Below are 18,604 nucleotides of genomic sequence, written 5' to 3' on the forward strand. Positions count from 1 at the left end.
TACATCGTTTTAGTTTCTTTTTATATAGTTTGGAATAGCCATGAGTCACCTCAACACTACCCGCACCGTTCGAATTGCTACTAGAAAAAGTGCTTTAGCGCTTTGGCAAGCAGAGTATGTGAAGGCAAAATTGTTGGAGCATTATCCGTCAATGACCGTTGAGCTTGTGCCTATGAGTACGCAGGGCGACAAAATTTTAGATACACCTCTGGCGAAAATTGGTGGTAAAGGACTTTTCATAAAAGAGCTTGAAATTGCCATGCTTGAAGGCCGTGCCGATATAGCCGTGCACTCTATGAAAGACGTACCGGTCGAATTTCCTGAAGGTTTTGGCCTTCACGCTATTTGTGAGCGAGAAAACCCGTTCGACGCCTTTGTTTCAAATAACCACGACAGTTTAGATGCCCTGCCCCAGGGCGCAGTAGTAGGTACGTCTAGCCTTCGCAGACAGTGCCAAATTCGCAAGTATCGCCCTGACCTTATCATCAAGGACCTGCGCGGAAACGTGAATACTCGTCTAGCCAAGCTAGACGCAGGTGAGTACGACGCCATTATCTTAGCTTCTGCTGGCCTGATTCGCCTTGAAATGGAATCTCGTATTCGCATGCCGTTACCCGCTGATATTTCGCTACCCGCCGTTGGACAAGGTGCCGTAGGTATTGAGTGCCGTAACGACGATGAAGAGCTAATTAAGTTGCTACAGGCGCTGAACCATACAGACACTAATACACGTGTTACCGCAGAACGCGCCATGAACGAGAGATTGGAAGGCGGCTGCCAAGTACCTATTGGTAGCTTTGCCACGCTTGATGGCGATGTGCTGACACTAACCGGTATGGTTGGTAAGCCAGATGGTTCAGAACTGCTCTTTGCTTCTGCTACAGCGTCGCGAGAAAAAGCCGCAGATATCGGTGTTGAAGTAGCGGAATCCCTTCTTGAGCAAGGTGCCGGTGAAATCTTAAAGGCGCTTTATAACTAAGTTATAGTTTGTCGAATGCGTGCAGGTTTACGCAGTAAAATAAAAGGATGAAAATTCGATAGTATGTTGCTGTTTACACGCCCACTGCCAAAGTTAAAAGCAAGCGCTTCTGCCTTTGAAAAAGCCGGAATTGACGCGGTAGGCGTTGCCACGTCTAACATCATTGATATTTCGTCTGAAAGAAAAGCTGCTGCAGAATTTTTAGCGTCAAATGCAGTAAACGCAATTGTTGTTACCAGCGTATATGCTGTAGACACCGTTATTGAAGGCTTACGTGAAACGGCTAACGAATTACCATTGATCATAGCTGTGGGCGATGCCACTGCACGAAAATTACAAGCGGGACTTCAGGCGTTTTCATCGGCGCAGGTTGCTATTCCCGAAGCCCATACATCCGAAGGTATACTGGCAATGCACCAACTTAATGAGGCAAACTGTCAGCATGTCGTTATCATTAAGGGTGAAGGTGGGCGCGACGCCATAGCCACTGGATTAGACGAAAAAGGTATTTTAGTTAATAGCTTTTGCGTTTATAAGAGAGAGCAACTTACAAGCCCAATTTACACAAAACGGTGGAAAATGGGCGAAGTTAGCGGCATTATCGCTACAAGCGAAGCAATGGCACTGCAACTAATTGCGCAATTTGGCCAAGCACTTAAATCTATTAAATGGTTAACAGTGAGCGATCGAATTGCCAAAACCCTCACTAGCCAAGGCATTAAAGAGGTAGCGGTTTGTCAGCGAGCCACCGATCAGGCACTCATCGCCTGGGTAAAGGATAACTGGGAGTATTGAATGGCCAACAACAATGAAAGTAGCCCACAAAAAGAGGAACTCGTGAAAGTGGAAGCTGAAAAAGACGTTATCGAATCTTCTGCCACGCACAGTGAATCAACATCGTCGGGTGCTGCTAAAAAGAAATCGTCGGGAAATGGTCTACTGTGGTTTGTTGTAATCATCCTTTTCCTTATTGTGCTTGGTATGGCTGGCGCAGGTTACTGGTATTACATGCAGCAACAGTCGGCAAGCAAGGACTCTGAATCTGCACTTCAAACGACGACCTCTCAGCTAAACACTATTGAGCGTGAGCGCGCTGGTCTTGTTGCCTCTATCGACAAAGTAGCTCGTACCAACCAGACGTTAGAAAGCACGGTAGCCGAGTTAAAAGCGCAAAACGAAAAGCTGACGCTGCAAGCTGAATCGACCCTTGAACAACTAAATAATATGGAAGGTCGCCGCCCGGCAGACTGGCTCATTGCTGAAGCTGATTACTTAGTTCGCATGGCAGGCAGAAAGCTTTGGTTAGAAAACGACGTACGCACAGCAATTTTGCTGCTAGTTAACGCAGATAAACGCTTAAAGTCGTTGGCCGATCCGTCGGTACTTCCGGTTCGCGCAAACCTTGCAGAAGATATTCAAACCTTACAACAGCTTAACCCTGTATCACAAAGTTCCGTCGCCCTCGCGCTTACGGGTATGATTGCTCAAATTGACAAACTGCCACTTGATACCTTCGAAAAACCAGAAGACGCCAATGCAGAAGACACGACCTTATCGGAGTCAGCTGACGACTGGCAGGAGAACCTTGCGAAGGTGTGGCGTTCGTTGGTGAACGATTTTCTTACGGTGAAAACTATTGAAGGCCCGGTTGAGCCAGTGCTTTCACTAGAAGCCCAGTTCCTAGCAAAAGAGCAGCTTCGTCTACAGCTTATGCACGCGCAAACCGCCGCGCTTCAGGGCGATGCAGGGCTTTACAGCCAGTCGCTTCAATACGCTCAAACGTTAATTATTGAAAAGTTCGACACCGAAAAAAGCCAAGTAACGGGCTTTGTAGATGCACTACAAAACCTCATTGCTACCGATGTATCGCGCCCAATACCTACAGAGCTAGCGTCACAAAAACCGCTAGAGCGTCTATTGGATAGCCGCGTTAAACAGGTGTTCGGACAAGGAGCAAGTGCACTATGAAATGGTTAGCTATTGCCCTTGCGGTATTAGCCGCATTCGTTGTTGCACTAATTGTTGGCCCGATGTTGTTAGGCGATAAGGGCTACGTACTAATATCACTGGGTAACACCGCTGTTGAAATGACGGTGATTAGCTTTTGTATTTTAGTGATAGGTGCCATCATTGCCTGGTACGTACTGTCTCGACTGGTATTGTGGGCGTTGAGCCTGATCACAGGTTCACATAAATGGTTCGGCACTTTAGGTGAGCGCAAACGTAAGCGTGCGTTTTACGACGGCTTACACGCAATGGCTGCAGGTGATTTTGATACAGCTCAAAAGGCGCTAAGCAAAACCACCAACGGCGATTTCGAAGGCGTTAACTATTTGGCGTCAGCGCAAATTGCTTTTGCCAATAACGATTTAGCCAAAGCCCGTTATTTCCTTGTTCAGGCAACTGACTTTCCAAAAGCGAAAGTAGCCGCAACGGTCATGCACGCGCGTATTGATATGGCTGAAGAAAAATACGATGCGGCACTAGAGAAACTTAACGAACTTGACGAGCAAGAGCGTGAAAACAAGCAAGTTGTGCAGTTAAAAGCGCAAATTCTTGCCAAGCTAGGTAAATGGCAAGTACTTCAAGAAAATTTGTCAGGCTGGCGTAAAGCATTGCCCAAAGCAGACTACACTACATGGAGCCAGCGTATTGCCAAAGGTAAGTTTGCGGAAATTGCCAGTAAGCAAGGCGCTGTCGAGCTTAAATCATATTGGGAAACCCTACCCCGCAAGCTTCGTCACGACGATGCTTACCGCGCGGCTTACATTCAACAGTTGCTTGACCAAGGTATGCATGCCGACGCACAGAATTTGCTAGTTGAATGGCAAAAACGTGGCCCGAATAGCGCCCTGTTTCCGCTGTTCACGCAGCTTAATATTCCTGATGCATCGCCATCACTACGACTGCTTGAAAGCTGGATAAAGCAAGACGAAGAAAACGTGTCGCTATACTCCACGCTAGGCCAAGTTGCATTTAACTCAGGCGATGATGTGTTGGCGGAAAAAGCCCTGCTTAAAGCCACTAAAATGAAGTCGCGCAAAGAAGACTTATTGCTGCTGTCTGCAATTAGCGAACGCAAGCACGACACAGCCACTGCACTTCAGCTTTACAAGGAAGGTCAGCAGCTAGCCAGCTAGATGAATATTCATTTAGCTTTCTGGTAGTACTTGTATTACCCGTAAAATTGAAGATATAGTAAAAAGGAATTCTCAATTCGGGTTGTTTCAACAACAACCCGAATTGACTTAAACAACTTGTCGGAGTGCTTCACTGGTAACCCAGTAAGCTGAGACCGCGAAAGTGGGATCCGTAGAACCTGATCAGGCTAATACCTGCGAAGGGAACAAGAAAATACAATGTGCACAATGTTAAACCGTGGTTTAGCGTTGTGAAGCGAAGTTGTTTTGCTGTTGATGATACAGACACACCCATGACGGTGCTGCTCGTCACTCAAGGTAAACTGTTCAAGTTTATCCCCAAGTCAACATCAACGGAGTAAAGGGCTGTAATCACCAAAACCTTTACCAACAATCTCGCTAGAGTAACGGGACTATCCCCTTCTACACTCACACTTTGTATTCTCCTTCACTCCTGACAAGCATTTTTAGAACCTAAATTTACAAGGTAAAATGCTATGTCGAACAGACGCGAACAGCGCCAACAAGCACAACAATTCATTAATGAACTTGCGGGCGAAGCTTACCCAAATTCAACACGCCACTACGAGTGTGGCAGCCGTGACGATATTCGTGTGGCCATGCGCCTTATTCACCAACACGACAGTTTAGTGGGTGGCACCGAAGAAAACCCTACCTTAGAGCCAAACCCGCCCATTCCTGTGTACGACACCTCTGGCCCTTATGGCGACCCGCTAGAAAACATAGATGTACACAAAGGTTTAATCCCACTTCGCCAAAAGTGGATTGAAGAGCGCAGCGATACTATTGAGTTAGAGGGCGTTTCATCAAGCTTTGCGAAAGAGCGTGAAAACGACATTTTTACCGAAGATTTCCGCTTTATTCGCAGCCGCAAACCACTAAAAGCAAAAGCAGGCAAAAACGTTACCCAGCTTCACTACGCAAGACAGGGGATTATTACCCCTGAAATGGAATACATTGCCATTCGCGAGAATATGGGTCGCCAAGCCATTAAAGATGCCGAACTGACGCAGCAGCACAAAGGCGAACACTTTGGTGCGAATTTACCCGATACCATCACGCCTGAATTTGTACGCCAGGAAGTGGCCGCAGGCCGCGCCATTATTCCATGCAACATCAATCACCCCGAGTTGGAACCAATGATTATAGGGCGTAACTTTCTAGTAAAGATTAACGCAAACATTGGTAATTCAGCAGTCACCTCGTCTATTGAAGAAGAGGTAGAAAAGCTGGTGTGGTCAACGCGCTGGGGCGCCGATACCATCATGGATTTATCTACCGGCAGAAATATTCACGAAACTCGAGAGTGGCTGCTGCGAAACAGTCCTGTTCCTCTTGGCACCGTCCCCATCTATCAAGCGCTAGAAAAAGTAAACGGTGTAGCCGAAGATTTAACGTGGGAGATGTTTAAAGACACCCTAATTGAGCAAGCTGAACAAGGCGTAGACTACTTCACCATTCACGCTGGCGTGCTGCTTGAGTACGTACACCTTACCGCAAAGCGGGTAACCGGCATTGTATCGCGCGGCGGTTCGATAATGGCAAAGTGGTGCTTAAGCCATCACCAGCAAAGCTTTCTGTATGAGCACTTTCACGATATTTGCGAAATTTGCGCTAAGTACGATGTGGCGCTGTCGCTAGGTGATGGCCTGCGCCCTGGTAGCGTAGCTGACGCTAACGACGACGCGCAATTCTCTGAATTACGTACCCTTGGTGAGCTGACGAAAATTGCATGGGAGTACGATGTTCAGGTAATGATTGAAGGCCCGGGACATGTGCCAATGCATATGATTAAAGCGAACATGGAAGAGCAGCTTAAGCATTGCCACGAAGCGCCGTTTTATACCCTTGGCCCCCTCACCACCGATATCGCTCCTGGCTACGATCACTTCACTTCAGGTATAGGTGCCGCCATGATTGGTTGGTATGGCTGCGCAATGCTGTGCTATGTAACACCTAAAGAGCATTTAGGCCTACCTAACAAAGAAGACGTTAAACAGGGGCTGATCACCTACAAAATTGCAGCCCACGCTGCCGACTTGGCAAAAGGACACCCAGGTGCACAAATTCGCGACAACGCCATGTCGAAAGCTCGCTTTGAATTCAGATGGGAAGACCAGTTCAATTTAGCTCTCGACCCGCATACTGCGCGCGCTTATCACGATGAAACCTTGCCGCAGGCGTCTGGCAAAGTTGCGCATTTCTGCTCTATGTGCGGCCCTAAATTTTGCAGCATGAAAATTTCTCAGGAAGTGCGCGATGTGGCTAAACAAGCAGAGCAGCAAGAGTTTGAGAAAGAAAAAGGCATGAAAGAGATGGCCCAGGCATTCAATCAGTCTGGCGCAGAGCTTTATCACACTGCAGATAGCAAGGTAGAGCTACCATGATGGCGAAAGCGTCCATAAGCCCTGCATCCAACAACCTCACCACTGCACTTCCTGTAGTGTGGTGTGTGGGAGGTGTTGACTGTAGCGGTGGTGCGGGCGTTACCCGCGACGCCATTACATTGGCCGATCTGAACATCCATGCTTGTGTGCTCACTACACAACTTACCGTGCAGTCCAACTCAATCATGCTTAGTAAGGAAAGCATGTGCGCGTCGGCATTAAATCAGCAGTGGCAGGTGCTGTTTGAAGATACCCCGCCACGCGCTATTAAAATTGGCGCTATTGCTAATGATGAGCAAGCGTTGTTGTTGTGTGCACGTATTCAAAAAACATCTAACCCTCGCCCCTTCGTTGTATGGGACCCTGTACTGTCTACCTCGTCAGGTGGCGTGCTGAGTGAGTTAAGCGAAAGCGTAGTTGACGAACTGTTGAATACGGTAGATATCGTTACGCCAAATATCGATGAGCTTGCGTGGCTCACCCATTTGCCAGTTGTTGATGAAGCGAGCTTGCTAACTGCAATCAATCGGCTAAGGGGTAAAGGCGCAAAGAGCGTTTACGTTAAGGGCGGTCACGCCCACTGGCAAAAAAATGTAAGCGATATTTTTGTTTGTGCCTCTCACACTCTTCGTTTTAGCCAGCCGAAATACACTAACGGCAACCTTCGCGGCACAGGCTGTATGTTAGCCAGCGCATTAGCGGCATTCATTGTGCACGACTACTGCATTGAAGACGCACTTACGCTTGCTAATGCTTACGTCAGCGAAGTTCGCAACCATACACTACCAAAGCAATGCGCAGCGGCTAACGCAAACGCCATAAGTAACGAATTAACCGCCTACTTTGCACGAACCAACGGCTTTCCCGCAAAACCAGAGAGCTTTCCGCTGGTGACCTTTCATCAACGTGGCGCCACTGCCAATGAAAAAGAGCGGGATAAGGATACCCTTCTTGAAGCCTCGTCTTGTAAAGAAAGCCACTTTCCTGCACTTACTCATACTCATTTAGGCATCTATCCTGTAGTGGATAGTGTGCAATGGATAGCCCGCCTCTGGCCAACGGGCGTAAAAATAATGCAGCTACGGGTTAAACAAGGCTCCCAAGAAGACATTCGTCAGCAAATAAAAGAGGCAATAGAATTGGTGAAACACACCGACTGCCAATTATTCATTAATGACTATTGGGAGCTGGCCATAGAACTCGGAGCTTACGGTGTGCACTTGGGGCAAGAGGATATCGACACCGCAAACCTAAGCGCCATCCGTAGTGCGGGTTTACGGCTTGGAATATCAACGCACGGCTTCGCTGAAATTCAACGTGTTCGCGCTTTAAACCCGTCTTACATTGCCCTTGGTCATATCTTCCCCACCAATACCAAAGACATGCCTTCGAAGCCTCAAGGTGTAGCACGTTTAGAAAAGTATGTGCAGCTTTGCGATGGCATTCCCACCGTTGCTATTGGTGGCATTAACTTATCGCGCATAGGCGATGTAGCTAAAACCGGCGTTAACGGCATTGCTGTGGTAAGTGCAATCACTCAGGCAGCACACCCGCTAAAAGCCTACCAAGCATTGGTTGAGGAGGCTGGGTTTGCTTAGTCATTCAGCTACTCATTCACTTAGTCACTCAGTGGGCCAGCAGTTAGCGCATCAGGATATACGTCGCTACAGCAGACAACTTTTACTCGATTGCATTGATCACAACGGACAGCTTAATTTGGCGGGTGCACACGCTGTTATCGTTGGTTTAGGTGGATTAGGCAGCTTAACCGCCCGCTATTTAGCAGGCGCAGGCGTGGGCAACATTACACTTATAGATGGTGACACCGTCGACATCAGTAATTTGCAGCGCCAGATAAGCTACAACGAAATGCACCTAGGAGAGCTAAAAGCCAAGTCGCTTTACAATGAACTGCGTAAAGTGAACTCGCATTTAAACATACAGTTTAAAAGCTTATTTGCTGATAGTAACAACTTACCAACGTTAATTGCATCAGCCACCTGCGTGCTGGACTGCACCGACAACGTGACGGTACGAAGACAGATAAACCTAGCGTCGTTTCGTGCCTCTATTCCACTTTTTATTGCCGCAGCCAGTGGGCTTACCTGGCAAGCGCTGAACTTGCCTCAAAACTCAGCCACCTGCGGTTGCTATGAGTGTTTAGTGAATAATGTTGCCGTACGCGAAGATTGCGTTAGCAAAGGTGTACTAGGCCCAGTAGTAGGCATGGCAGCGTGCCACCAAGCTACCCAAGCCTTGTTATTTCTGGCAAGAGGTTTCGATGCCGATATTAAATGGGGCCACTACGTAAACGCCCATGCAGGCCAAGGTACGCTTCAAAGTTTCAAGCTTCCCCCCTCTTCTTCTTGTGAGGTATGCCAATGACCCAAATTAATATCAACGTGAACAATCAACCAATGAGCGTGATTTCTCCTATATCACTTAGTGAATTAATTGCTCTTAAACAATTGAAAGACGAAGGCACCGCCGTTGCCAAAAATGCCGCCATTATCAGCAAGAATGAATGGCCAACAACCTACTTAAGTAACAACGATACCGTGGATATCTTCACCCTAGTGGCAGGAGGCTAAAATGCTAACACTCGCAAATCACACCTTCCCTTCCCGCCTGTTAACTGGCACTGGCAAATTTAGTAACCCGGACACCATGAAAAGCGCGGTACACGCAGCCAAGAGCAGCATGGTGACCTTGGCAATGAAGCGTGTCGCCAGCCATAGCTCACAAGATGAAACGCTTTCGGCATTAAAAGCATTGGGCGTTACTCTTTTGCCGAACACGTCGGGAGCGAAGAACGCAAAAGAAGCCATATTCGCCGCCGAACTTGCATACGAAGCATTAGGTAGCCCTTGGGTGAAGCTGGAAATTCACCCAGACCAACGCTACTTGTTGCCCGACCCCATCGAAACCCTGCTTGCCGCAGAGGCACTGGTTAAAAAAGGGTTTCACGTTTTGCCTTACTGCGGAGCAGACCCCGTTTTATGTAAACGCTTAGAAGAGGTAGGCTGCGCTGCCGTTATGCCATTGGGCGCGCCTATTGGCAGTAATCAGGGATTACAAACCAAACCCTTTTTGCAAATTATTGTTGAGCAAGTGTCGATACCCGTCATTGTAGATGCAGGCATTGGTAAGCCAAGCGAAGCTATGGCGGCCATGGAGCTGGGAGTAGACGCGGTACTGGTAAATACGGCCATCGCCACGGCTAAGGACCCAGTTGCTATGGCAGCAGCTTTCGCAAGCGCCGTAGAAACGGGGCGAAAAGCCTTTGAAGCTGGACTTGGTGCTACCAGCAGTTTTGCCCAAGCCTCTAGCCCGCTTACCGCCTTTTTGGAGCCGGCGGTATGAAGGTAGCGCAGGCATTAATGCAGCAAGACTTGTCGCATGTGGCTATGTCGATAAACAGCAAAACAGCGGGCGACGTAGAACGAGCGTTAGGTAAAGATACACTTTCTTTAGACGACTTCATGGCGCTGATCTCTCCCGCTGGCGCTAAGTACTTAGAAGCCATGGCCTATCGCGCTAAAGCAATTACTCGCCATCGCTTTGGCAATACCATGCAGCTGTTTGTACCTTTGTATTTATCAAACTTGTGTGCCAACGAATGTACCTACTGCGGCTTTACCATGAGCAACAAAATAAAGCGCAAAACCCTGTCTATAAGCGAAGTGTTGACCGAAATTGAAGCCATCAAAGATTTAGGCTTTTCACAGGTATTGCTGGTTACTGGCGAACATGAAACCAAAGTGGGGATGGAATATTTTGAGCAAACACTAAGCGCCATTCGCGAAAAGGTGAGCTACCTTTTGATGGAGGTACAACCCTTGAAGCGTGAGCAATATGAAACCTTGAAGCACCTGGGCTTAGACGCGGTGTTAGTGTATCAAGAAACCTACTCACCGCAGCATTACGCTAATTACCACACTCGAGGTAAAAAACAGGACTTCCTATGGCGCTTAGAAGCCAGCGATCGCATAGGGAAAGCCGGCATTGATAAAATAGGCATTGGCGCACTACTTGGTTTAGGCGACTGGCGGGTTGATAGCGCCATGACCGCCCTTCACGGCAAGTTAATACAGCAACACTACTGGCAAAGCCGTGTATCCATTGCTTTTCCGCGCCTTCGTAGCTGTGAAGGTAACAGCACAGGGGGCAATGCCCACACCAACAGTAAACTCCCTAACGAGCGAGATTTGCTGCAGCTAATATGCGCCCACCGCATCTTTAACCCACAAGCAGAACTCTCGCTGTCTACCCGAGAGTCGGCAGTATTTCGGGATGGTGTAATGCCGCTTGGCATAACGTCTATGAGTGCAGCCTCGCAAACACAGCCTGGCGGTTACAGCGCCCCATCGAAGGCACTAAATCAATTCGATATTGACGATAACCGATCTGTATCAGATGTCGTGAGCGCACTTTCAATGAAAGGACTGGAACCCGTATGGAAAGACTGGATGCCGTTTACAGAACGTGTTTAAGCGCAAGAATACCTGTATTTTTCGTTTGAAAACTCGCGCTAAAAGAGCGCACTTTTAATGGATTAATCGATTAGTTTTTGTAAGGGAAAATAAGAGAAAATTTGTTTTGCTTTCGTGCAAAACCCTCCGTACAATCCGCCCAAATTTTAGCCAGACACTTTAACTATGCGTCTGGCTTTTTTGTCTCATTTATCTCATATTAGATTTATCAAAACTAAAGGGCAGTGCGTTGGATACCGTTGAATTTATTCAAATTCGTAGATTTATAGTGAAGCTAGGCAAAATGCTGCACAAGTATGGTACCCCTGCGTTCCGTCTTGAAGCTTACCTAGGTGAAGTCGCTAAATATTTAGGCGTACACGCTTCATTTATTTCAACGCCAACTTCACTGACTTTTGTTATCTGGAGTGACCGTCACGAAGACGAATATAACCACGCTGCGCGTTTGCTTCCAGGCGAGCTAGACATGAACGCGTTGTCGCTCACCGATGAACTGGCCAGCGAACTGCTGTCGGGCAAATTAACCTTAAGTGAAGCTGACAAGCGCTTAAATGAAATAGATGCCATGGGCAGCCCTTATGGTAAATGGGTGACAGGCGTTGCCTTCGCTATGGCCACCGGCGCGTTTGCTATGCTAATGGGTGCAAGCTGGAGTGAAATTGGCTGGTCGGGTGCTCTGGGTATTGTGGCTTATCTTTGGACCTTATGGGCACAGCAGTCTAAACGCGTAAACTTGATGCTAGAGCCTGTCACCGCGTTCGTTGGCGGCATTCTTGCCTGTGCTATTGGTCAATACGTTGACCCTGGCATTAACATTCCGCTGGTTGTGCTTTCATCGGTCATTGTATTTGTACCCGGACTAGCGCTGACAATGGGCCTTGCCGAGCTTTCATCGCGAAACATGGTGTCGGGCACGGCTCGTACTATGGACGCCATCATGCAGCTGTTTAAGCTGTATTTCGGTGCTTTCTTAGGTGTGTCAGTGGGCTTCAGTGCGTTTGGTGAAAACGTGTATACCCCTGCAGAATCGCTGCCTTACTGGGCTACTTGGCTAGCGGTATTCTTGCTGTGTATAGCCCTAGTTGCGATATTCAGAACGCGTATTAAACACATTCCATGGGCATTGGCAGCAGCATTTATTGCCTACAGTGCTACCGCATGGAGCTCTGACTACATGAGCCCTGGGCTAGGTGCATTCGTGGGTGCATTTGCATTAGGCATTTTTGCTAATGCGTTCACCCGCATTGCTAACCAACCCGCGACCATTGTGGCTATGCACGGACTTATAGTGCTGGTGCCGGGGTCTAAGACCTATATTGGCTTGAACTCGTTTATGACGGGCCAAGACTTTGTGAAGGCAGACCATTTGGGACAGGAAGTATTTCTTATCTTTATGTCGCTAGTGGCGGGATTAATCTTTGCTAACGTGGTGGTGCCCACTAAAAAGGCGCTATAACGTAAATACAGTAACCTAAGGGTTTCACGCTAGAGCGCGGCTGGTGCCACTAGGGCTGCGCAAAATAACTAGCGCAGCCTAACAAGCAGGCAAGACGCGCTATTTAAGCAACTTGATCAACGCTCTCCCTAAACGGGCGTTGAGCGCGCCCGCAGCAATCGCTTCAGCAGAATTTTCCATAAACTTCGCCGACAAGCTGCCGCCAATTTGATTGGCAACTTCGTCGGTAGCTAAGTCAAACACGCCTTGCGCCGCAATGTTTTGCGCCAACACTTTAAGTAACTTCCAGTTCCCTGCTGTACTTGGCCTTAGTCCATACACGCGGGCCATTCGACGAATGGTACGAAAGCTAATCCATACCACAGCAAAAGTTTGAATAAGATTATTTGGGCTTATAAACGCAAGGCTTCCGGCGGTCACCGATTCTTTATTCAGCACCTTGTGCGCCTTTTCTTGAATCGGTTTTAGTACCGTGTCTTCGTACAGGCCTAATCGTTCTGGGCCTGTCATGTCGTCTTGAAGCTGCTGCTTATAACGGTCGAAACAATGCGCTGCGTAAGACCCTCGCGAAAAGCGTTTGCCGTGCTGGCTTAGCACGCGATCAATTTTCTGTGGCGATGCTTCTGTTCCCGCTAAGGGCTCTTTCTGCGCTGAAGGCTCTGTCCCATTGCTAGCCAGCAAATCTCGGATAACGCTTGCATCTTCCATCGCCGTATTTACTTGCTTGTAGCCTCTCCACTCTTTAAAACTCAAAAAGCTAAAGCAGCTAACAAACCCAACTAATAGCGCGCCTAGTACACCTGTACCGATGGGGTGCTCGGAAACGTTTGCCGCAAGGGTGGTATAAGCTTCAAATACGAAAAATCCAATTAATGAAACCACGCCAAACCCTAATGTTGCCGCACCTAACGACAGGCCACCTTTTTTTGTATCCACTTCCCATACATCCTCGGTAACTTGTTGCGGAAGTTTGGTTTCAGGCTGCGCTATGTCTAAGGTTTGTGTTTTAACTTTAGTTTTGTACTGTGGTTTTGTTACCGCATCACTTTCACTGTCATTGTTGGGTTTACCATAGCCAGTCGCCGTGTTGCGCTGCGCTTCCTCACCGACATCGCCGTAAATTGCATCGCTTCTAAGCGTAGACTGGCTTGTTTGTTTTGGGCTTTCGTCAAATGTATAAGGTTTATCGCTCATTCTTACTCTCCTTTGCCCAGTAAAAACTGAAGCAATCTATCTACGCCCTTACCCGCTAAAATACGCGCCTTAAAATCGCTAGGTACACTCACATCAGGTACTGGAAAGTGGCTACCCTCTTCCATCTCTTTCAAAGTGCTGGGAATAGGTTCGAACGTAGATTCTACATAGCGGCCATCAGTGTCTTTGTAACGAATAGCATCATCATTACTACCTTCATCGGTTACTTGCATGCTAGACACTAAAAAATGCTCGAATTGTATGGGTTTACCGTCAAACCGTGCTCTCGCCCCTTCGGTAATTTGGGTAAGTAAATTAAGTAAGTTAGCGCGCTGACTTACAGGCACTAAATCAGACTTAGTGGCCACAAACGCCACTCTGCCTATTTGTTCTTTTTTCAGCACATTGCGTGAAAACCACGTGCTTTGCCCGTACACAAAGGTGTCGGCCAGATGACTCAGAGTTTCTTTTAACTGATACAAATGCTGTCTGCTGTGGTTAAGCCCTTCAAACAAATCGACTAGAATAATCTGCTTGTCTGTTTCTTTGAAAATGGACTGCTTCAGCGGCGTTAACCACCCACTTTGGAATTTAGCAAAGTGCTTGTCGAATATTTTAAACCAAGGATGTGATACATCGCTGGTGATGCTAGACGGAAGCGGCGTAAAACCAAAGGCCTGCCAATCGAAGTCGCTCGATTCCAATAAAAAACTGCCCGGCTGAAGAAGAGATATGCCGTTGGCCTTCGCTTCTACTAAATAATCGCGATAGGCATTAACCAGCAGCTGAATACGCTGTTCGGTTGGCTCTTGCTCAAAATCAAACTGATTAACAAACGCTTTCCACTGGTTGGCAAAATACTGCTGCGGCCCACTGCTAAGCTGAGCCCACGCAGAGTCTGACCAATGAGCATAGGTTTTACTTAGCATGGGAATGTCGGTCACCCATTCTCCAGGGTAATCGATAAACTCAAACACCACATCGCTATGAGGCAGTACATGACGCTTCAATGAGGCGGTTTCTTTTAAACGCACCACCAGCTTAAAACCGAATGCTTCTTCGGTGGCTTTAGGCCATTGGCCGTTTTCAAGATCAGCAATGTTCTGTATATGCGGGAACGGTTTGTAGCCTTCAATGGGCTCTATGCGCATATCAAGCACTTGGGATGGCGGCAAATAACGTAGCAAAGGCAAACACGCATAGCCCTCTTCACTACGGCTTTTCAGCATAGTGATAAGGCTGGTGAACAGCATAGATTTACCGCTTCGACTTAGCCCAGTAATGGTGAATCTGTGAGTTTCTTTGTTAAACACACTGCTAAGTTTGTCGCCAGTTAGCGACGCCATTGCCCGAGTCTTGTCAAAAAGCGTAGCGATATTTTTTTGCATTATTTTGTTTGTATTCTGCCTTTGCAGTTCCTATTCCCTTAAACCTAAACCTTTAAAAATAATACCCAGAGAGTGCGGCCTATACATTATTGTCCTCTCGTTATTATAGATATGCCTATAGGATTAATGTGGTTATTAAGGGGGAAAAGCAAGGGCAGTGCCAGCTAAACACGCCGCTTCGTAAATAAGTAGCGCTAACGACGGCTAATAAACTAATGCTCGCGAGTCTTATTGAATAGCTTTTTCTTTATGCGATTTTTACTGGAATGCCAGTGATTCTTAGGTTTGCGCGGCGCGTTTTCAATAACGTGTTCAAAATCGATATCCGACTTTTTGGTGGGCGGAACGTGAGCACAAAAGAATGTATCAATATGTGACTGGGCCAGCTTCTTTAAGCTTTCGCGGTATTGGTTTGGGTGACATAACGGATATGGCGGTACTAGTTCACCTTTCACCTGTACCAATACATCGGCAATGTAAGCCTGCTGCGTGGGAATGTGCTTTAGCGTTAAATCGTGGTCGGTATGGCCCGGCGTGTACATAACCTGCCAATCAGGAAAACCGGGCAGTAACTGATTGTCGGCGAGCGTCATGTCTGGCGCTAGTATTGGGTTGTACCAAATGGGCATTCTTGGCTTGCCAATACGATTGGCCACCCACCAGGTTAGCAACAAATCTATGCCGTGAGCAGTACGCCCAGCAAACCCAGAATACCAATTAATGGCTTTGGGATGAGATGCCACCTGCGCACCAGTACGTTCACGTAGTTTAATGGCGCCTCCGGCGTGATCTGGGTGCATATGTGTAACCACAATCAGCTTTAAGTCACTTAACGGACGACCTAAGGTTTGCGTAATATATCGACACACGTTGTCTACATCGGCGCGGCTACAGCCATCAAGCAATAGCAACCCCTTGCTGTCTTCAACAAGATAAATATGCTGTATGTAGCCTGCAAGTGTGTGAATATTCATTACTGCTTCCTTTTCACCAAAACACGCGCCAACCGCGGTATCTGACATACCTCATGTACGCTAGCACTAACCCCCGCTAATCGCTGGCAAAGTGTGAGCTGCGTGATAATGCCTATAGCGCTGAATCCTATCAGAACCTATCTGGTAAGACCAGATTCAGCGAACAAGTGTAGCATTAAATTGCGTAACCACATTAGCCCGGGCTCGCCTTCCTGCTGGCTATGCCAGTAAAGGTGTGTTTCCAACGCGGGAAGCTGATACGGCAGTTTGGTGCTAATCAGGTTATCATCGCTTACCGCATCAGCCACAGAGCCTGGCAAAGTTAACAAAGCGTTAGTGCTAGCCACCACATCTGCCGCGGCGCGATAGTTTTGGCAACGCCATAATGAAGGACGGCTTATACCTAGTTGCTGCAGCGCAATTTCTTCTACCGACGCCCCTTTTGCTCGGTTCGACACCGTTATATGGCGTGCCGCCACATACTTTTTCTTATCTATATTTTGTGCCAACGGGTTTTGCTTATTCATAAGCACCTTGTAGGTGTCGCGGCGCAATAGTGAGTGAGAGATGGGCGCAGCAACAGCGCGACCAATATCAATAACAAGGTGGAGGTTTCGATTTGTTAAGTCTGCCAGCATTGTATCTCGATGTAAGCGAGTGCTTACTATTTCGACATTAGGTGCTTGTTTTTCAAGGGTTGAAAGCAGGACAGGTAAAACGCCTAATTCAAGAGACTCTTGCATGGCAATAACAAAGCGCTGATGGCTGTGTAACGGGTCGAAGTCGGCAAACTCCCCCAATGCTTTTCGAATATCGCTTAAGGCTTTTAGAATAGCGGGCGCTAACCGTTCGCAGGCCGCAGTAGGCAACATGCTTTGTTTTTCTTTAACAAAAAGTGGGTCGCCCAAAATATCCCTAAACCTGCGCATGGCATGGCTAACGGCCGATGGCGTAATGTGAAGCGCTTCAGCTACGCGGGTCATATTCCTATGCTGCCAAAGCGCTTCAAAAACCTTGAGCAGGTTTAGATCCAACTTCTCGAATTGTCTGTTTTCGAACATTGCCAATACCATGAATGAGATTCACACCATTTAAGGATTATATTTCATTTCATTCATTTAACAACTTTCTCTACTATGCGTTTAACGAACAGTTATCGCACGCTTTAGAGACAGTCCCTACATTTTAACTTGCGGCGACCCAAGTGCGAGATGCGAAGCAAATACTCTCTATATCTAATTAGTACAATTTCAACGAATGTAAAAAGGTGCCCTATGGATTTTTCACATAACGACAAAACCAAAGCCTTACTAGAGAAGCTCGATAATTTTATAGCCGAGCATATAGCGCCAATTGAAGATGAAGTTTACGACTTTCACCATAAAGAGAATAATCACGGCGACTGGAAAAGCTGGAAGCTGCACCCTGGAACTGAAGCGCTTAAAGCTAAAGCGCGCGAAGCAGGGTTAGCCAATCTGTTTTTGCCCGATGCCGAGCTAGGCCAGGGCCTTACCACACTTGAATATGCGCCTATGGCAGAGCGCATGGGAAAATACCTCTTTGCACCAGAGATTTTTAACTGTAATGCGCCTGATACCGGCAATATGGAAGTGCTGTATCACTTCGGCAACGACGCCCAAAAAGAGAAATGGCTTAAACCATTGCTTGCAGGTGAAATACGCTCAGTGTTTGGTATGACAGAGCCTGATGTTGCTTCGTCTGACGCCACCAATATGGCCGCCACCATTATTGAAGATGGCGATGACGTAGTCATTAACGGTAAAAAGTGGTGGTCGACAGGGTTAGGCCATCCTAATGCTGCTATAACTATATTCATGGGCTTATCTAATCCTGATAACGACAAGCACAGTCGCCACAGTATGGTCGTAGTGCCGCTTGATACACCGGGAATTACCATTAAGCGCATGCTAGATGCCTACGGCGATTACGATGCGCCTTACGGCCACGGGGAGATGCATTTCGATAATGTGCGCGTGAGCAAAGACAACCTAATTATGGGTTTAGGCAAAGGCTTTGCTATTGCACAAGGGCGCTTGGGCCCGGGCCGTATTCACCACTGCATGCGCGCTATCGGCATGGCAGAAAAAGCGCTAGAGCTTGCTCTTAAACGCGGTCACGAACGAGTTGCGTTTGGTAAACCAATCATACGCTTAGGTGGCAACTTAGAACGCGTAGCCGATGCTCGCATGGCTATTGAGCAAGCGCGTTTGCTCACGCTCCACGCCGCTTGGAAAATTGACAACTTAGGCGTAAAGCACGCTATGACCGAAATCTCAGCCATTAAAGTGGTGGTGCCGAATATGCTACAAAGCGTGGTGGATATGGCACTACAAATTCACGGCGGTGCGGGTATGTGTAGCGACTTCCCACTGGCGCGATTTGCCGCTGGCGCAAGAGCCCTTCGGTTAGCTGATGGCCCTGACGAAGTGCATAAAGGCATGGTGTCACGACTAGAGCTTAAGAAGTATCAGTAGTCATAATTGAAAAGAAAAATGCTGCGTTATGAGGTCAATTCATAACGCCGCATTTTTATTGCCTAATTTTTATCGCT

16 protein-coding genes and 1 riboswitch are annotated in these 18,604 nt (G+C 47.6%); of the genes, 12 read left to right on the forward strand and 4 right to left on the reverse strand.

The features are described 5' to 3' along the window. Positions 1-40: 40 nt before the first annotated feature. From hemC to AWH61_RS16420, 11 genes are all read left to right on the forward strand, one after another. Complete coding sequence (gene hemC, locus AWH61_RS16370; RefSeq protein ID WP_014947801.1) at positions 41-979, forward strand: hydroxymethylbilane synthase; 939 nt, start codon at positions 41-43, stop codon at positions 977-979. 63 nt (positions 980-1,042) lie between these two features. Further along, positions 1,043-1,774, forward strand: coding sequence for a uroporphyrinogen-III synthase (locus tag AWH61_RS16375; RefSeq protein WP_014947800.1), 732 nt, complete (start codon positions 1,043-1,045; stop codon positions 1,772-1,774). Further along, positions 1,775-2,947 (forward strand): uroporphyrinogen-III C-methyltransferase, encoded by a 1,173-nt coding sequence (locus AWH61_RS16380; RefSeq protein WP_039226926.1) that lies wholly within the window; start codon positions 1,775-1,777, stop codon positions 2,945-2,947. It abuts the gene before it with no gap. Next, positions 2,944-4,119: a heme biosynthesis HemY N-terminal domain-containing protein gene (locus tag AWH61_RS16385; protein WP_075177650.1), complete on the forward strand. Its 1,176-nt coding sequence runs from the start codon at positions 2,944-2,946 to the stop codon at positions 4,117-4,119. Before AWH61_RS16380 ends, AWH61_RS16385 begins: the two co-directional genes overlap by 4 nt. Before the next feature lie 111 nt (positions 4,120-4,230). Next, a riboswitch (TPP riboswitch) is annotated at positions 4,231-4,342 on the forward strand. A 274-nt stretch (positions 4,343-4,616) separates the two neighbouring features. Beyond that, the gene (gene thiC / locus AWH61_RS16390) at positions 4,617-6,527 is read left to right on the forward strand and encodes a phosphomethylpyrimidine synthase ThiC (protein WP_075177651.1); all 1,911 of its coding nucleotides are present in this window, start codon (positions 4,617-4,619) and stop codon (positions 6,525-6,527) included. After that, positions 6,524-8,125 carry a thiamine phosphate synthase gene (thiE, locus tag AWH61_RS16395; RefSeq protein ID WP_075177652.1) on the forward strand — a complete coding sequence of 534 codons (1,602 nt, stop codon included), beginning with the start codon at positions 6,524-6,526 and terminating at the stop codon, positions 8,123-8,125. Before thiC ends, thiE begins: the two co-directional genes overlap by 4 nt. Further along, positions 8,118-8,912 carry a HesA/MoeB/ThiF family protein gene (locus AWH61_RS16400; RefSeq protein ID WP_075177653.1) on the forward strand — a complete coding sequence of 265 codons (795 nt, stop codon included), beginning with the start codon at positions 8,118-8,120 and terminating at the stop codon, positions 8,910-8,912. Before thiE ends, AWH61_RS16400 begins: the two co-directional genes overlap by 8 nt. After that, entirely contained in the window at positions 8,909-9,118 is a 210-nt protein-coding gene (gene thiS, locus AWH61_RS16405; protein ID WP_014947794.1) for a sulfur carrier protein ThiS, read from the forward strand. Before AWH61_RS16400 ends, thiS begins: the two co-directional genes overlap by 4 nt. Position 9,119: 1 nt before the next feature. Beyond that, positions 9,120-9,890: a thiazole synthase gene (locus AWH61_RS16410; protein ID WP_075177654.1), complete on the forward strand. Its 771-nt coding sequence runs from the start codon at positions 9,120-9,122 to the stop codon at positions 9,888-9,890. Then, entirely contained in the window at positions 9,887-11,020 is a 1,134-nt protein-coding gene (gene thiH, locus AWH61_RS16415; RefSeq protein ID WP_075177655.1) for a 2-iminoacetate synthase ThiH, read from the forward strand. Before AWH61_RS16410 ends, thiH begins: the two co-directional genes overlap by 4 nt. 229 nt (positions 11,021-11,249) lie before the next feature. Beyond that, positions 11,250-12,476: a threonine/serine exporter family protein gene (locus AWH61_RS16420; RefSeq protein WP_014947791.1), complete on the forward strand. Its 1,227-nt coding sequence runs from the start codon at positions 11,250-11,252 to the stop codon at positions 12,474-12,476. A 99-nt stretch (positions 12,477-12,575) separates the two neighbouring features. Here the strand turns inward: AWH61_RS16420 and AWH61_RS16425 are convergent, their stop codons facing one another. The 4 genes from AWH61_RS16425 to AWH61_RS16440 all read right to left on the reverse strand — a co-directional run bounded on the left by AWH61_RS16425 (position 12,576) and on the right by AWH61_RS16440 (position 17,093). Beyond that, positions 12,576-13,670, reverse strand: coding sequence for a YcjF family protein (locus AWH61_RS16425; protein WP_075177656.1), 1,095 nt, complete (start codon positions 13,668-13,670; stop codon positions 12,576-12,578). A gap of 2 nt (positions 13,671-13,672) precedes the next feature. Continuing rightward, positions 13,673-15,058 carry a YcjX family protein gene (locus tag AWH61_RS16430; RefSeq protein ID WP_075177657.1) on the reverse strand — a complete coding sequence of 462 codons (1,386 nt, stop codon included), beginning with the start codon at positions 15,056-15,058 and terminating at the stop codon, positions 13,673-13,675. Between the two features lie 212 nt (positions 15,059-15,270). Beyond that, positions 15,271-16,032, reverse strand: coding sequence for an MBL fold metallo-hydrolase (locus AWH61_RS16435; protein WP_075177689.1), 762 nt, complete (start codon positions 16,030-16,032; stop codon positions 15,271-15,273). A 137-nt stretch (positions 16,033-16,169) separates the two neighbouring features. After that, positions 16,170-17,093: a LysR family transcriptional regulator gene (locus AWH61_RS16440; protein WP_075177690.1), complete on the reverse strand. Its 924-nt coding sequence runs from the start codon at positions 17,091-17,093 to the stop codon at positions 16,170-16,172. Positions 17,094-17,306: 213 nt separating this feature from the next. Here AWH61_RS16440 and AWH61_RS16445 point away from each other — a divergent pair, with 213 nt between their 5' ends. Continuing rightward, the gene (locus tag AWH61_RS16445) at positions 17,307-18,527 is read left to right on the forward strand and encodes an acyl-CoA dehydrogenase family protein (RefSeq protein WP_075177658.1); all 1,221 of its coding nucleotides are present in this window, start codon (positions 17,307-17,309) and stop codon (positions 18,525-18,527) included. Positions 18,528-18,604: the final 77 nt, after the last annotated feature.

It is taken from the genome of Alteromonas sp. W12, from assembly GCF_001924945.1.
Classification (GTDB): Bacteria; Pseudomonadota; Gammaproteobacteria; order Enterobacterales; family Alteromonadaceae; genus Alteromonas; species Alteromonas macleodii.

Coding starts and splice junctions, on each gene's coding strand:
- AWH61_RS16445 (WP_075177658.1), top strand. CDS start 17,307: ATGGATTTTTCACATAACGACAAAACCAAAGCCTTACTAGAGAAGCTC.
- thiC (WP_075177651.1), top strand. CDS start 4,617: ATGTCGAACAGACGCGAACAGCGCCAACAAGCACAACAATTCATTAAT.
- thiE (WP_075177652.1), top strand. CDS start 6,524: ATGATGGCGAAAGCGTCCATAAGCCCTGCATCCAACAACCTCACCACT.
- thiH (WP_075177655.1), top strand. CDS start 9,887: ATGAAGGTAGCGCAGGCATTAATGCAGCAAGACTTGTCGCATGTGGCT.
- AWH61_RS16385 (WP_075177650.1), top strand. CDS start 2,944: ATGAAATGGTTAGCTATTGCCCTTGCGGTATTAGCCGCATTCGTTGTT.
- AWH61_RS16440 (WP_075177690.1), bottom strand. CDS start 17,093: ATGTTCGAAAACAGACAATTCGAGAAGTTGGATCTAAACCTGCTCAAG.
- AWH61_RS16410 (WP_075177654.1), top strand. CDS start 9,120: ATGCTAACACTCGCAAATCACACCTTCCCTTCCCGCCTGTTAACTGGC.
- AWH61_RS16425 (WP_075177656.1), bottom strand. CDS start 13,670: ATGAGCGATAAACCTTATACATTTGACGAAAGCCCAAAACAAACAAGC.
- thiS (WP_014947794.1), top strand. CDS start 8,909: ATGACCCAAATTAATATCAACGTGAACAATCAACCAATGAGCGTGATT.
- AWH61_RS16430 (WP_075177657.1), bottom strand. CDS start 15,058: ATGCAAAAAAATATCGCTACGCTTTTTGACAAGACTCGGGCAATGGCG.
- AWH61_RS16375 (WP_014947800.1), top strand. CDS start 1,043: ATGTTGCTGTTTACACGCCCACTGCCAAAGTTAAAAGCAAGCGCTTCT.
- AWH61_RS16435 (WP_075177689.1), bottom strand. CDS start 16,032: ATGAATATTCACACACTTGCAGGCTACATACAGCATATTTATCTTGTT.
- hemC (WP_014947801.1), top strand. CDS start 41: ATGAGTCACCTCAACACTACCCGCACCGTTCGAATTGCTACTAGAAAA.
- AWH61_RS16380 (WP_039226926.1), top strand. CDS start 1,775: ATGGCCAACAACAATGAAAGTAGCCCACAAAAAGAGGAACTCGTGAAA.